The sequence below is a fragment of the Chitinophaga pinensis genome, assembly GCF_007896845.1.
Taxonomy (GTDB): domain Bacteria; phylum Bacteroidota; class Bacteroidia; order Chitinophagales; family Chitinophagaceae; genus Chitinophaga; species Chitinophaga pinensis_C.
The window spans coordinates 287,259-301,941 of record NZ_VOHS01000004.1; the positions used below are offsets into that span (position 1 = coordinate 287,259).

Consider the following 14,683-nt stretch of genomic DNA (forward strand, 5'->3'; position numbering starts at 1 on the left):
CATGCCAGAAAAGGCGCCGGCTGACCTTAACATTGATCGTTCTTCAGACACATATCACCTTAAAAAGAAGGGCGGCCAGCCAAAAAAGTTAATTGCTTCCGTGGAATGATAAGTTTTAATATGGTTGATTATTAATGATTTACGTACCTGTGGAATCTTATTTGAAAAATATTTTTCACCCGAGGCAACCTTTCTCTATAGCTTCCGTATTTATAAGGTAAGGACATATGTGAGCCTATTGACAAAACATTGGAACAACTTTCTACCATAATACAGGGGTGCATTAATAAACAGCCCAGATGCCAGAAGTTATTGTATGAGCAATACTATGGCTATGCTTTTAAAATTGTGTTCCGGTATATTTACAGGTACGAAAATGCCGCAGACGTTGTAAATGATGGTTTTGTGAAGGTGTTTACCCGTTTTGACAAATTCAGTTGCGAGGATACCGAAGATCAGGAAAAAGTGCTGATGGGATGGATTAAACGTATCATGGTAAATACGGCAATTGATGAACTCAGACGGAAAAATATGATACCGGAGATCGGCGGTATACCGGAAGAAGTATGGGACGTACCGGACGTGGGACAGTCAGCAGAACAGAAACTATACTACAAGGAGTTGATCATACTGGTAAAGGAACTACCACCTTCCTATCAGGTGGTGTTCAATATGTATGTAATTGATGGATTCTCCCACCAGGAAATAGCTGACAAACTGAATATCAGTATCGGCACTTCCAAGTCCAATCTGGCAAAGGCAAGAGCTTATTTGCAAAAAAAATTAAACACAGATATACCTGAAATTGACGTATGCAGCTCCTAGATGACGATATGGACGAACTATTCCGCAATGCGGCCTCAGACTATCCCCTGAACACAGGCGGTGGTAACTGGGAAGCTATGCAGAATAAGTTGCAGCAGGCTGATAACAATCAGCAGGGGACCGCTACACGCAGGTTAAAGGATCGCTGGTGGTTCAAACCCGGACTATGGGTGCTTATAACTATCCTGTTTTTGACAGTAGCTGTAAGCGGATTATTTAATGGCAATCGTAAGGACAGCGGTAACAAGGGGGTTGCAGAAGACAAAGCAGCACAGGTAACAACAACAGATAATAAGACATCAGCAGCAGCGGGAGACGGACAGGGGATCAATGACAAAAAAGACGCCCTTGCCACTGAGAATACAACAGGAAAGAATGAAGACGAAGGGCTTGTATCAACAGACGATACCAGAACGACAAGCGTAGAAAATGGATATCCGAATACATCAGATAGTAGAGAAGGATCATCTTCTTCAACAGTGACTAACACGGATAAAGCCTATATACCTGCTGACAGAAAACCCGGCAGAACAGGCGAAGGCATTACCAAACCTGCAACTGCTGCTGCTCAAAAAGTAAGCAGCGGTAACAATGATGAAACAGTTAAATCCCCGGGTGTAATGACAGGGAAAAAAGTTCCGGTAAATACAAACGGCGCTATAACAACTGGCAATACTCCTGTAGGTGCTGCAGGAAAGAAAAATACTGAAAACGCCAACAGCACTGTAACAACTGGTAATACTCAGGTAAGTGCTGCAGGAAAGAAAAACAACGGTAATATCAACAGTACCGTAACAATTGGCAATACTCCGGTAAGTGTGGCCGGGAAAAACACTAAAGGAAACACCGATCAAACAGCCATCGGACTGGTGGGTACTTCGGTAAAAAATAAGCCATCAGCAACCAACAACATTGGTATCATAAAAGGAAACAGATCTACTATTGACGGAGATGATCGACTGAACACGCGTGAACGTGTAGTTTCGCAGAAACAACAGAAGGTTGCAGCAAATGTTGCAGGCCGCGATGAACGTTCGTCCACCGCGGACAGTGAACAATCCATCGTGAACAGGAAGAATGGGAATATACCTGTACGCAACAGCGAAACACAGGATATCCCCAACAACAGCAGTTATCCTGCTGCCAGACCGGGGATAACTGCTGTCATTGTAAGTCCGCTGAGCCTTGAATATATAAAAGGCGCGACAGCAAAGACTACAATACCACAGACAAGCATCTTACATGTGGATAGAAAGATCAATATACCGGTCGTTGCATCAGCGGAGAATGATGCAGCGGCGAGTGCGACAAAAGTTAAACGGGAACCTGCTTCATTGAAAAAGGGACTGTATTACGGGTTGCTTTTCAGTCCGGATATTACTACAGTAAAATTCCAGCGTACCTCCAGTCTCGGATATAATCTGGGACTGCTCGCCGGTTATCGTTTCGGTAAAAAACTGGCTGTAGAAACAGGCATATTGTACGAACGTAAATATTATTATTCTACCGGAGAATATTTTAATACAAAGAAAACACCATGGCCTGCGGACATGGAACTGTTGAATGTGGATGGATGGTGTAATATGTATGAAATACCTGTGAATGTACGATTCACCTTTGCAACGGGTGAAAAGAGCAGCTGGTACGCAAGCGCAGGAATGTCATCGTACATTATGAAAAAACAGAAGTACGATTATAGTTATAAATACTATGGCCAGTATGGAGAGAGAAATTGGACCTACAGGAAAACAACTGCAGACTGGTTCTCTATTATACACCTGGGCGTTGGATACGAACGGCCAGTAGGCGTGTTAGGCACACTACGGGTAGAACCATATATTAAGATACCATCCAGAGGTATCGGTATTGGTGATCTGCCTGTGACAAGTGTAGGTATGAATATTGGCCTGACCCGGCCTTTACGCCTGAGATAAGAACAGCACTTTAATAAGCAACGACATGACGCGAAGAAAATTGATAATTCTCGCTGGGGCATTGCTTTGCCTGATAGCAGCGGGAACAGGGTATTACCTGTACAATAAACCGAGAACTTCCGCCGCAGAGGCGCACACGGATAAACAGATTACCGCGCTGAAGCTCTATGAAGATTTTTCAAAAGATGAAAAGCTTGCAAACACTACCTATGTGAATAAAGTAGTAGAGGTGGCTGGTACTGTAGCCGATGTACAAAAGACAGGAACAGCCGTTTCTGTGTTACTGGCCGGACAGGTAGATGGTATGGGAGGGGTGAATTGCAGTATGGCGCCGGGAGAAGAAGTACAACTGCCAAAAGTTGGACAATCAGTATTGATCAAAGGGATGTGCACAGGGCTACTGATGGATGTAAGCATTGTTGACGCAACTATTATAAATAACAAGTAACAATTCAGACTATGAAAAAAGTGTTTTTCTCTTTAATAGCAGTGGCTATTGCTTGCAGCACCATCATTGTTTCCTGTTCAAAAAGTAACGAACAGGATGTCGTTAATCCTCCGGGTAATGGTGGTGGTAACGGCGGTGGTGGTAACACCTGCGACACTGTTAATATGAAATATGCCGCTGATGTATTGCCAATCCTTCAGTCAAGTTGCTATAGCTGTCATGGTAACGGTAACGTTAGTGGTGGCGTATCTCTGGGTAGTTATGCTTCTGTTAAAACACAGGCTGACAATGGCAACCTGATAGGTGTGATCACACATGCAGCAGGATATCCTGCAATGCCACAAGGCGGAGCTAAACTGTCAGATTGTAATATCAATAAGATCAAAGCGTGGATTGCACGCGGAGCACAGAACAATTAAAAAATACGGATATGAAAACCATATGCTTTATTGTACTGGCCTGTCTGTTATATCTGCCAATGAAGGCACAGACATATATGACCAGAAACGGGAATGTCAGCTTTTATTCTAAGACACCACTGGAAGATATTAAAGCACAAAATAATCAGGCATTTGCAGCTGTCGATCTCACGAAAAAATCGCTTGCTTTCACACTGTTGCAGCGCAACTTTCTGTTTGCCAAAGAGCTGATGCAGGAGCACTATAATGAGAATTATGTGGAAAGTGAAAAGTTTCCTAAAGCACAGTTTACAGGCTCCTTCACCGGAGATGTCGCTAATAAGCCCGGTACTTATAAAGTACAGGTAAACGGACAACTGACCATTCACGGTGTAACACAACAGGTACAGAATCTGCCTGCCGAATTGCAGATCGAAGAAGGGAAAATGACAGCTAAAGCTGCCTTCGCAGTGAAACCTTCTGATTACAATATTAAAATACCATCACTGGTTAAAGACAAAATTGCGTCACAAATCAACATACAAATAGTAGCGGTATGTCAGCCGGCAAAATAGTTTGAATATGCAAAAGATCGCCTGTTATATCATATTGTGTTTATTACTTGGAAATGTAACTGCCTTCGCGCAGGATACCAGTCTGCTGAAAATGCTGGACGAATCACAGAACTCTTCGGATCAATCCCATGTAGTGACGGGTACGTTCAAAGCTACACAGCTGATCAATGTTCCTACTGTAGAATCGCCTGGTAAACAAAGCTTACAGTTCCTGATCATGCACCGTTTCGGAAAACTGAATGAAGGTGCATATGAACTGTTCGGACTGGATAATGCTTCTATCCGCTTTGGTCTGGACTACGGATTCACCGACAGGTTATCCGCAGGTGTAGGCAGAAGCTCTGTAGACAAGGCATTTGATGGAAATATCAAGTACAAAATATTGCAACAATCCACAGGTAAGGGCGCGATGCCCATTTCACTTAGTCTGTATGAACTCGTGACTCATTATACACAGCGATATACGGATAAACCTTATCTAAATTCCCGTTTCCGTACCAGTTATACTTCTCAGTTACTCATAGCCAGGAAGTTTTCACGGAATTTATCGCTGCAACTGGCGCCGTCATGGACACATTATAATCTGGTTGCCACACCGGAAGATAATAATGACTTGTTTGCCATTACGGCAGGTGGTAGGATGAAGTTTACAAAGAGAATGAGTGTTACCGCAGAATACAGTTATCTGTTGCCTGATCAGGTGGTATCAACGAAAGTGTATAATTCACTTTCTCTCGGAGTAGACATCGAAACAGGAGGACACGTGTTCCAGCTGGTCTTTACCAATTCAAATGGTATGATCGGACCTTATTATCTGTCAAAGACGAATGGTAGTTGGGGTAAAGGAGATATCTTCTTCGGATTCAATATCTCAAGATCATTCAATTTCAGGAAGTAGGGAGTAAAGAAACAACGCTTTTATCAACAAACCTAAGCCAACAGGTTTAACCGGCGGATTGCGGAAAGCGGCTTTTATAACAAGCCGCCTTCCGCAATCTGTCCGGTTTATTATTATTCATCAGCTACGGGTCCATATGGTTGTCCGACCCAACATGGAGATACCTATATACCCTCTGATCTGTAATGAACTACCTTTAAATTTCATGACGCAACTGTATGTTTTCCCGCTCTTTGGATCATATATCTTTCCGCCTTCCCACTCATCATCGTCAAAGGTGAAATTGGTCAGTATGACAAGATCCTGCAACTTACGGGTGCGTAGCTTTGTGTCAGGATTCTTAATGTCAGTACGTGAACTGCCATCTGGTTCATACATGTTTTTACCCCATACCAGCTTGCCAAAGTATTTATTGCCAGATTTATAGATCTCTATCTTACCGTCTTTTTCCTCATTCAGCCAGGTACCCAGTATCTTATCCGCCGTACCATTTTGTGCAAAGAGACTGCCGGTGGCAATAATCATTGAAAAGAAAAGAAGCGTGAGCGTTTTCATCATGGAATGTTTAAAGTGTTTGTGCCCCGCGAATCAGGACTTATAATTAAACTGCAATATTCAGGCCGGTCCGTTTAAAGGGCCAGTCCCTTTAATTTACATTTTTTTGAATCCGGTTGTCAACTAACTGCAAAAACGGAACACAATAAAAGTCAATGATTTCGTGTATGCCGTAACGGTGGAAGGCATATTATTTTACCTTCATATTATATTTATATCATAAATATATCTAAATTACGTACCGGATTGATGTATAATAAGTGGATTACCATCTACAGTCGCCTGTAGTTCCCAAAGAACCTATGAACCGAATTGCCATTAGATTATTGAAAATCTTACTGATCGTACTATCTTTTGTCTCATCAGCCACAGCACAAAACGGATACATCTACGTACACCTCAGCGCGTTAAATGAAGCTTCATCTCCTGATTTTCAGTTCACTGTAAACGGAGGCCCGACTATCATACCCGATTACTACCTGAATGATCAACCCTTTACCTCAGACGCTATCAGTGATATTGGTGCAAGTCATGGTATGACAGGCACTGGTCTGGGAAATGGAGAGTTATGGGTGTCGTTGACTAATACACAGATTTATCATCGTATAGCAGGAAGCAGCGAATGGACATTGACATCATGGAACGGTATTGCACTGGACGGAGCAGGCCCCGGCCAGTTTGTCAGTATTGATGCTAACGGTGATGTATACTTCATGGATAGTAATAATCAACAACTTATTTATTCTTCTGCAGCACACGCTGGTCTGAAAGCAACTGATGTCAGTTACGGTGATGGGCGCATTGCAATTGTCGCAGCAGATGGTACTATCTGGAAGAATAACGTAATATCAGCACCTTATACAGATGATTGGAGTCTGCTGGCAGGAACAGGTACCAATGCCGGTCGCCTCGATATATTGCCTTCCTCCGGAGAGATTGTTTATTACAATCCCGGTAGTGGTAATGTATTCACTTTGCCATTTGCCGGCGGTACAGCACTTGATCTGGGAGCACCCGGTACAACCGATGTTGCTTTTGGTGATAACGGTACTATTTATGCAACTGGCTATAGCTGGAATGGCAGTAATTGGATAGCTGATATTACATCGTACACCGCTTTTAACCGCATTACCGGAGCACAACAAATATGGTGTGCCTCCAGTCTGCCAACTGGTGCCGGTGTACTTTTGGCCCGCACAGATAAAGGTATCTGGATTGATGATGAACGGATTACAACAAGAGGAAATGCTATCGTATTGCCAGTGAATGCAGGCGTTTATACCTTATCATCTGTTGTACCTGCCGGTTGGAATTTAGTTGGATTTACCCTCTACGATCCGGGCAATAATTCTACCAGTACTGCGGGTCAGACAAACGCAACGATCGATGTTTCCGCAGGAGAAACCGTACATGTGATAGCGCATCTGGCACAACTGAATCCTTTGGCTATCTCGCAGGCATGTGGTGTGATCTCAACAGAAGATTTTGAAATAGCTGCGCCTTTTACTGGTACATCTTACCACTATCATAATAATAATGATATCAGTGATGGCTATTATGCGATTCAGTCTGCCGATAAAAATGGCTCGCTGACAGATCATACAACAGGCACAGGTAATATGATGTTAGTGAAAGCAGGTTTTCATAGAGAGTATTTTTATTGGAAACGCCTGACGAATTTATTGATCGGACAACCATATAAATTAAAGTTTTGGGCAGCGAATACCAATCCTGCTGCGCCAGTGAAACCTGATATACTGGCAGGTATGATCGCTACCGACAGAAGTAGCGTCGTGACATTCAGCACGGGCACTATTAATAATAGCAGCTGGACGGAATACACATTTACCTTTATCGCCCCCGCCAATACAGCTGATATTTTTCTGCAAAACAATGCCAGTGGCATCAACGGGAACGATCTCGCACTGGATGATATCGCCGTAGTTCCGATGGCAGGTATATTGCCGGCCAGTACCATGATCCCTGTTACAACCGGCATCTGCGAAGGGACTACTGCTACTATTTCCAATGGTACGCCGGATGGTATATGGACGACCAGTAATGCAGTCGCTGCAACGGTAGATACAGATGGAAAAATTAAAGCACTCAGCGCAGGATATACTGACATCACCTACACTGTAACAGATGCAACAGGTTGTAATGCAACGGCCATTAAAACATTACAGGTATATGCTTTACCGGATATCATTGCGCTTGCTGACAGCAAAGCAATTTGTCCGGGTACCACCCTGAATTTATCTGTTACCGCCAGCAATACCCCCGGCCCCTATACATTTAAATGGACCGCTATTCCGCAGACCGGTAGTACGATTGCCGATGATCAGTTACAACAGACAACAGCTGCCCCCAGATTGGAAGACAGTAGTTTTGTATATATCGCTACAGCGACAGATGCGCGTGGTTGTACTGCATCAGGAATGACAGATACAGTTACCGTAAATGTTTTGCCGGAAGCAGTGATCAACTATACCACTGATCTCTGTAAATCAGGAAGGGGTACAGTAACGCAGAGCGGTATTACCGGTGGCACTTATTCCGGCAGCACCGGATTGGTGATTGACGCTACCACCGGAACTATCGATCTGGAAAACAGTACAGCCGGTACACATAACATCACTTATACATTCAGTAACGGAAAATGTACCAATACCACCACCACCAGCGTAAATATTCATGATCTTCCTGTAGTACCTGCGATCAGCGGTGCTTCAGAAGTTTGTGAAGGAGAACAGTTGCTTTTGCAGAATACAGTTACCGGTGGTAGCTGGATGACAGATAACCCATCTGTTGCTACAATAGATGCAAATGGTCAGTTGAAAGGAATTACGGCTGATACGGTTGCGGTGGTATATACCATCAAAGACAATTACGGTTGTGAGAATACCATCAGCAGAGATGTTATTGTCAATCCTCTACCGGAGGCAATGATTGCATATGATAAGACTGTATTTTGTACAGCTGGTACTACCAGTGTAACTGTGACTGGTACAACTGGTGGCACTTTCGCTGCCGGCGCAGGATTGAAAATAGATCTTCACTCCGGAGTGATAGATCTTGCGGCCAGTACACCCGGCAATTATATAATTACCTATAGCTTCAATAATGGCAAATGCGCCAATACAGTTACTACTTCGCTTGCTGTGGAAGGTCCTCCGGTAATAGCACCGATAAGCGGCAGGAATATGGTGTGTATCGATAATCAGGGTACTGATCTGCAATGTATAACCCCGGGAGGCATATGGAGCAGCAATGATGTGAATATTCTGGAAGTAGGCGCCGCAGGACATATTACAGGTATACAACCGGGTACAGCGATCATTACCTATGAAGTAACGACGGTAAATGGTTGCCGTAACCAAAGAGATTTTACAGTAGAAGTACCACCAATGCCGGTGTTTACCACGACCACCAAAAGTGCTACCTGTAATAGTAGCAGTGATGGTAGTATTACCATACCATCACCGGGTACCGGATATAAATACAGCCTGAATGGCGGCAACTGGACAGATGATAATACCTTCTCCAATCTGAAAGGTGGCAATTATAGTGTGCAGGTGATGAATGAAAAGAATTGCGTATCTGCTATGTCAACAGTGACGGTGCCGGCACCGCTGGACATTGCATTGATCATTCTTCCAAAAGATATTACCTGTCATGGTGATAATTCCGGGTCACTTACATTGTCAGCAACAGGCGGCACACCGCCATACCGTGTTGCATGGAGCACAGGGGCTACGGGTAATAAGATCACAAATCTGCCGGCGGGTAATTATGCTGTTACAGTAACAGACCAGAATGGTTGTTTCTCGACAATGAGAATGCCACTTACAGAACTGTTCCCGGTATTTCTGGTGAATGATCCTGTAAAGCAGGAAGGAGGCCTATTAAGAATTACCGGCACTGCCATGCCGGGCGCAGATATTCTGGTTACCTATCCTGATGGAAGCATCACTACGACACATACAGATGGAAGAGGGGACTTCAGTACTTTGTCATCCGGCGTAGTCGGGACAGGCAGGATAACGATAACAGTAACCGATCCTTCCAGCAAAGGAAATTGTGTGAAATATATTGATTACAATAACAGCACTTCCGCTGACCTTTCTATTATCAAGAGTGTGACGATCGCGAAAGCACCAACGGTAGGAGATCCTGTTACCTTCACACTGACGGTTAACAATAAAGGACTGGACCACGCTTCACAGGTAATCGTGACAGATGATATTTCAGGTATGCTGGATGAAATTACAGACATGACAACAACAGGTGGACGTGCCTTTTTCAATACACGTACGCATCAGGTGGTGTGGAATATCGATACGCTTTATGTGAATAAACCCATGCAACTGTCGTTTACCACACGCATCATTTACGGTGGTATGCTGGAGAATGCAGCTATTATTTCCGGTCGTGAAACAGATCCTGATCTGAGCAATAACGAATCAGCTATCCAGCCTTTGGAGATCTCGCCTGATCTGTTTATTCCGAATGTGGTAACAGCGAATGGTGACGGCAAGAACGATTATTTCGTTGTGAGAGGTATTGAACAGTATCCGGGGTCTGTATTGGAAATATATAACCGCTGGGGCAGTATGGTGTACCATGCAGTGAATTATTCCAATAACTGGGGTGGTGTGGGCCTTTCCTCCGGTATCTATTATTATGTGCTGAAGATTAATATGTCACGTACGGTAAAAGTATATAAAGGATACATAGAACTGATCCAAAAATAGTGTTATGAAGAATGGCCTTTTACTGTTCATCTTTCTGTTGCTGATGACCTGCTCTTTGCAGGCACAGCAGGATGTGCAGTTTAGTCAGTATGTGTTTAACGGCTTGAGTGTAAATCCTGCTTATGCAGGATACAGGGAAGAATTGTACCTGCACAGTGCTTATCGTCAGCAATGGGCAGGTTTTCAGGGAGCGCCGCAGACAGGAGCAGTCGCACTGGATGGCGTGACAGATGTATATACAAAAAGGGTGGGACTTGGTGCACAGATCACCTGGGACCGTCTGGGACCACAGGAGTCTTTATCATTGTATGGTTTCTATGCCTACCGTATTCCATTGGAAAACGACCGTCGTTTATGTTTTGGTCTGGGTATCGGCGCTACACAGTATGCGGTGGACGGTAGTTCCCGGAAATATGTAGATGCAGATGACCCGGCATTGATATTGGGTAAACAAAGTACACTGGCGCCTGATGCGAGATTCGGTATTTACTATAATACTTACAGAACATTTATCGGTTTTTCTGTTATGGATCTCTTTTCTGCCTATACAGGCGGAAAGATCTATTTCGGCAATGGTACCCTGTATTCTAATTTACGGAAGTCCCGCCATTACTATCTCAGTGGAGGAACAGTGGTATATCTGTCCAATGACGTCAAGTTGAAGCCCTCTGTTATGATTAAAGAAGACCTGAAAGGACCGACAAATATAGACCTCAATGTATTTGTGCTCTTACAGGAACGGCTGTGGCTGGGTGCTTCCTATAGAGCAGGTGTCAATCTGTGGGGAAAACCGGCTTTACCCGATGAGCTGTATAAGGGAAGTGGCATCAGCGCAATGGCCGAAGTGTTTGTGTCGGATAATATGCGGCTGGGGTATTCTTATGATCTTACAACGAATGGTATGTCCAGATACCAAAGAGGCTCACACGAGCTGTCTATAGGCATCTTATTCCCGCATAACAATAAGGTGGATAATACGCGCTGTGCGCGGTATTTCTAGGAAATTAAGGCTATTTTCCCCATAGTAGGGAAGAACTGATCACCCGCCTCCGGGGAATAAAGGATAACAATTGTCTGGAAAAAATAGTTGTATGTTTAACTAATAACCGTAATTTAGCATGGTGAAATCACCCGACAACATCATTCATATCAAGGCACTGGGCGAAGTCGTATCCAATCTGAGAGACGCTATGCGGCATTTTGTGCAGCGCAGACTCCGGGAGCAAAACATCGACCTGACCTTCGAAATGCTGCAGGTGATCAATACACTGTCGGAAAAAGGAGAGATTAACCAGCAGGAAATTGCCAACCTGCTGAATAAAGACAAAACAAGCATTACCTACCTGCTGGATAACCTTTCCAAAAGAGGATTGGTTCGCAGAGTAGAAGATCCCGCCGACAGAAGAAATAAAATCATTCATATGACAGACGCAGGCCGTAAAATCACCGATCTGCTGACTCCTATAGTGGAAGAATTGCATGAAAAAGCCAGCACAGGACTTTCAGTTGATTATCTGAAAAACGTGACCAGGTCTTTACACGTGATCAAGGGCAATCTCGAGGTAGAATAGCCTTTTTTTTGTCCTGATAGTTAAATATTTAACTATTTAGGACAAATGTCATAAACGCTTTGTTACTAACAGTGTAACAGTTGTAGGTTTATAAGCCGCCGGCCTATTCTTAGGCCGGTGTTTTCATTTAAATAAACCTTGTAATACGCATGAAAAATACCCTGAAAGGAAAAAACCGTGATTTGTCCAATAAATTCCAGACTTCGTACAGCAGCCGTGCAAAAATGCTCCCGTACTTTTGTTGCAGTAAAAATATTTGATTACAGATAATGTAACAGTTGTAGGTTTAAGCAGCACACCGGAATAGTCCTATTCCGGTGTTATTTTTTTAGTAAGCTCCTTCTTCGTTTTTTACTCACTCATCACTCCATTTCCAGTTACTGATATCGGGCATATCTTCCAGACATTCTCTGATATAGATGTTATGCATACTCAGTTTATCTTCGAAATATCCGATCACTGCTGCTGCATTTTCCAGTTGCCGTTCAGTACGCCGGATAGCTGCAATAGCGAGTTGGAATCTGCTCATTTTATTAAGTACCACCATATCAAATGGGGTAGTGGTCGTCCCTTCTTCCATAAATCCTCTCAGGTGAAATCTTGCCGGATGCGGACGACCATGCACAAGATCATGTACAATTCTGACATATCCGTGAAAGGCGAATACCACCGGTGCATCATCTGTGAAAAGTGATGTGAATAACGCTGATTCCAAACCATGTGGATGGTAATCTTTCGGAGACAGTGACATCAGATCTACTACATTCACAACTCTTACTTTTAAGTCGGGTAAATGCTTCCTGAGTAACCACGCCGCAGCAATAATTTCCAGTGTAGGTACATCGCCGGCACAGGCGAGCACAACATCAGGTTGCTGACCATTATCATTGCCGGCCCATTCCCAGACAGAAGCTCCCTGCGCGCAATGTTTAGCTGCATCTTCCATATTCAGCCATTGTAAGGCGGGTTGTTTGCCTGCTACTACAAGGTTAACATAGTTTTTACTTTTAAGACAGTGGTCCATAACAGACAACAGACAGTTCGCATCGGGTGGCAGATAGATACGGATGACGTTACTTTTTTTATTGGCGACAGTGTCAATAAAACCGGGCCCCTGATGACTGTACCCATTGTGATCCTGTCGCCAGCTATGAGAAGTAAGCAGATAATTCAGTGAAGGAATGTCTTTTCTCCACGGAATTTCCCGGCATGTTTTTAACCATTTTGCATGTTGATTAAACATCGAATCGATAATGGTAATAAAAGCTTCGTAACAAGGGAAAACCCCATGCCGGCCGGTTAGCAGATACCCTTCCAGCCATCCCTGACAGAGATGTTCGCTCAGCACTTCCATAACCCGGCCATCAGGCGACAGATGATCATCTATGTCAATCAGGTGTTCCATGAAACAGCGTTTGGTGACTTCAAAAACAGCGTTCAATCTGTTGGAAGTCGTTTCATCCGGACAGAACAGCCGGAAGTTTTGCTGCGATGCATTGAGTTCGAAAATATCGCGTAGCATCTTGCCAAGTTCACGCGTTCCTTCAGCTATCGTGACACCGGGGGCACTGACAGCTACTGCATAGTTGTTGAAATCCGGCATGACCAGTGGCTGTGGATCTTTACCACCATTAGCGTATGGTATAGCACTCATACGTTTATTGCCAACAGGCGCAAGGGCGGTCAATGCAGTTTGTGGTACACCGTTTCCCATAAAGTGTTTTTCCGGTGTATAACTGCGTAGCCATTGTTCCAGCAAGGCCAGTTGATCCTGATCTTCCCTGACATCCGGCAGGGGAACCTGATGGGAACGGAAGGTGCCTTCTATTGGTTTCCCTTTCCACATGACAGGCCCCGTCCACCCTTTAGGAGAACGTAGTATAATTAGTGGCCATAACATGCGTTCGTCCGTTTTCTTCCCCTCCCGCGCATGTTGCTGTATCTCCCTGATCCGTTCGTAAGCGGTATCGAGTGCCATTGCCATTTCCTGATGGGTGCTGAGCGTATCCGCAGCACGTACAAATAAAGGCGAATAGCCGTATCCGTTAAACAGTGTGGCAAGTACATCATCCGGCATGCGTCCCATTACTGTCGGACCGGATATTTTATAGCCATTGAGGTGTAATATGGGTAATACCGCGCCATCACGTGCGGGATTAAGGAAAGAGTTGAGTTTCCAGCTCCCTGCCAGCGGACCGGTTTCTGCTTCTCCATCACCGATCACACAGGCGGCGATGAGATGCGGATTATCCATTACAGTACCCGCTGCGTGCGCCAGTGAATAACCCAGTTCCCCACCTTCGTGCACAGAGCCCGGTGTATGTGCACTCACATGACTGGGAATACCGCCGGGAGTGGAGAACTGACGGAAGAATTGTCTCATACCTTTTTCATCCTGTGTAATGTCAGGATAGGTCTCCGTATAAGTGCCTTCCAGCCAGGTCTGTGCAAGGACTGCAGGTGCGCCATGTCCGGGTCCGCAGATAAAGAGAATATCTGCATCGCTTGATTTTATCAGTCTGTTAAGATGCACATAAATGAAGTTCAATCCCGGAGAAGTACCCCAATGCCCCAACAGTCTTGGTTTGATATGATCGGTCAGCAAAGGATCTTTTAAAAGCGGATTATCCTGCAGGTAGATCTGTGCTGCTGCCAGATAATTAGACGCTTCCCAATAACCCTGTATCTGATGTATTTGTTCGTTGGTGAGTGTTGCCATGTCGTC

General features: G+C 44.3%; 11 protein-coding genes. 9 read left to right on the top strand and 2 right to left on the bottom strand.

Features of this window, described 5'->3' with window-relative positions; genetic code table 11:
* Window positions 1-249: 249 nt before the first annotated feature.
* The 6 genes from FEF09_RS06200 to FEF09_RS06225 are packed head-to-tail and all read left to right on the top strand — an operon-like array spanning window position 250 to window position 5,078.
* Window positions 250-825: an RNA polymerase sigma factor gene (locus tag FEF09_RS06200; RefSeq protein WP_146304306.1), complete on the top strand. Its 576-nt coding sequence runs from the start codon at window positions 250-252 to the stop codon at window positions 823-825.
* Window positions 813-2,759: an outer membrane beta-barrel protein gene (locus FEF09_RS06205; RefSeq protein WP_146304307.1), complete on the top strand. Its 1,947-nt coding sequence runs from the start codon at window positions 813-815 to the stop codon at window positions 2,757-2,759. Before FEF09_RS06200 ends, FEF09_RS06205 begins: the two co-directional genes overlap by 13 nt.
* Window positions 2,760-2,784: 25 nt before the next feature.
* Window positions 2,785-3,207, top strand: a complete 423-nt coding sequence (locus tag FEF09_RS06210; protein WP_146304308.1) for an OB-fold protein — start codon at window positions 2,785-2,787, stop codon at window positions 3,205-3,207.
* Window positions 3,208-3,218: 11 nt separating this feature from the next.
* Window positions 3,219-3,626 carry a c-type cytochrome gene (locus FEF09_RS06215; RefSeq protein ID WP_146304309.1) on the top strand — a complete coding sequence of 136 codons (408 nt, stop codon included), beginning with the start codon at window positions 3,219-3,221 and terminating at the stop codon, window positions 3,624-3,626.
* A gap of 11 nt (window positions 3,627-3,637) precedes the next feature.
* Window positions 3,638-4,180 carry a YceI family protein gene (locus FEF09_RS06220; RefSeq protein ID WP_146304310.1) on the top strand — a complete coding sequence of 181 codons (543 nt, stop codon included), beginning with the start codon at window positions 3,638-3,640 and terminating at the stop codon, window positions 4,178-4,180.
* Between the two features lie 7 nt (window positions 4,181-4,187).
* Complete coding sequence (locus FEF09_RS06225; protein WP_146304311.1) at window positions 4,188-5,078, top strand: DUF5777 family beta-barrel protein; 891 nt, start codon at window positions 4,188-4,190, stop codon at window positions 5,076-5,078.
* Between the two features lie 120 nt (window positions 5,079-5,198).
* Here FEF09_RS06225 and FEF09_RS06230 read toward each other — a convergent pair whose 3' ends face one another.
* Window positions 5,199-5,633 (bottom strand): DUF2147 domain-containing protein, encoded by a 435-nt coding sequence (locus FEF09_RS06230; protein WP_261387354.1) that lies wholly within the window; start codon window positions 5,631-5,633, stop codon window positions 5,199-5,201.
* A gap of 326 nt (window positions 5,634-5,959) precedes the next feature.
* On the opposite strand from FEF09_RS06230, the gene FEF09_RS06235 reads away from it, so the two are divergent.
* The 3 genes from FEF09_RS06235 to FEF09_RS06245 all read left to right on the top strand — a co-directional run bounded on the left by FEF09_RS06235 (window position 5,960) and on the right by FEF09_RS06245 (window position 11,958).
* Window positions 5,960-10,387 carry a gliding motility-associated C-terminal domain-containing protein gene (locus FEF09_RS06235; protein ID WP_186774210.1) on the top strand — a complete coding sequence of 1,476 codons (4,428 nt, stop codon included), beginning with the start codon at window positions 5,960-5,962 and terminating at the stop codon, window positions 10,385-10,387.
* 4 nt (window positions 10,388-10,391) lie between these two features.
* Window positions 10,392-11,387 (top strand): type IX secretion system membrane protein PorP/SprF, encoded by a 996-nt coding sequence (locus FEF09_RS06240; protein WP_146304314.1) that lies wholly within the window; start codon window positions 10,392-10,394, stop codon window positions 11,385-11,387.
* 118 nt (window positions 11,388-11,505) lie between these two features.
* A complete protein-coding gene (locus FEF09_RS06245; RefSeq protein WP_146304315.1) occupies window positions 11,506-11,958 on the top strand; it encodes a MarR family winged helix-turn-helix transcriptional regulator in 453 nt (150 codons plus the stop codon).
* Between the two features lie 355 nt (window positions 11,959-12,313).
* Here the strand turns inward: FEF09_RS06245 and FEF09_RS06250 are convergent, their stop codons facing one another.
* On the bottom strand, window positions 12,314-14,677 hold the full coding sequence (locus FEF09_RS06250) for a phosphoketolase (protein ID WP_146304316.1): 2,364 nt from the start codon (window positions 14,675-14,677) through the stop codon (window positions 12,314-12,316).
* Window positions 14,678-14,683 lie beyond the last annotated feature (6 nt).

Excerpts from the sequence above, each read along its gene's own strand:
- FEF09_RS06230 (WP_261387354.1), bottom strand. The coding sequence starts at position 5,633 with ATGAAAACGCTCACGCTTCTTTTCTTTTCAATGATTATTGCCACCGGC.
- FEF09_RS06240 (WP_146304314.1), top strand. The coding sequence starts at position 10,392 with ATGAAGAATGGCCTTTTACTGTTCATCTTTCTGTTGCTGATGACCTGC.
- FEF09_RS06250 (WP_146304316.1), bottom strand. The coding sequence starts at position 14,677 with ATGGCAACACTCACCAACGAACAAATACATCAGATACAGGGTTATTGG.
- FEF09_RS06215 (WP_146304309.1), top strand. The coding sequence starts at position 3,219 with ATGAAAAAAGTGTTTTTCTCTTTAATAGCAGTGGCTATTGCTTGCAGC.
- FEF09_RS06210 (WP_146304308.1), top strand. The coding sequence starts at position 2,785 with ATGACGCGAAGAAAATTGATAATTCTCGCTGGGGCATTGCTTTGCCTG.
- FEF09_RS06205 (WP_146304307.1), top strand. The coding sequence starts at position 813 with ATGCAGCTCCTAGATGACGATATGGACGAACTATTCCGCAATGCGGCC.
- FEF09_RS06225 (WP_146304311.1), top strand. The coding sequence starts at position 4,188 with ATGCAAAAGATCGCCTGTTATATCATATTGTGTTTATTACTTGGAAAT.
- FEF09_RS06220 (WP_146304310.1), top strand. The coding sequence starts at position 3,638 with ATGAAAACCATATGCTTTATTGTACTGGCCTGTCTGTTATATCTGCCA.
- FEF09_RS06245 (WP_146304315.1), top strand. The coding sequence starts at position 11,506 with ATGGTGAAATCACCCGACAACATCATTCATATCAAGGCACTGGGCGAA.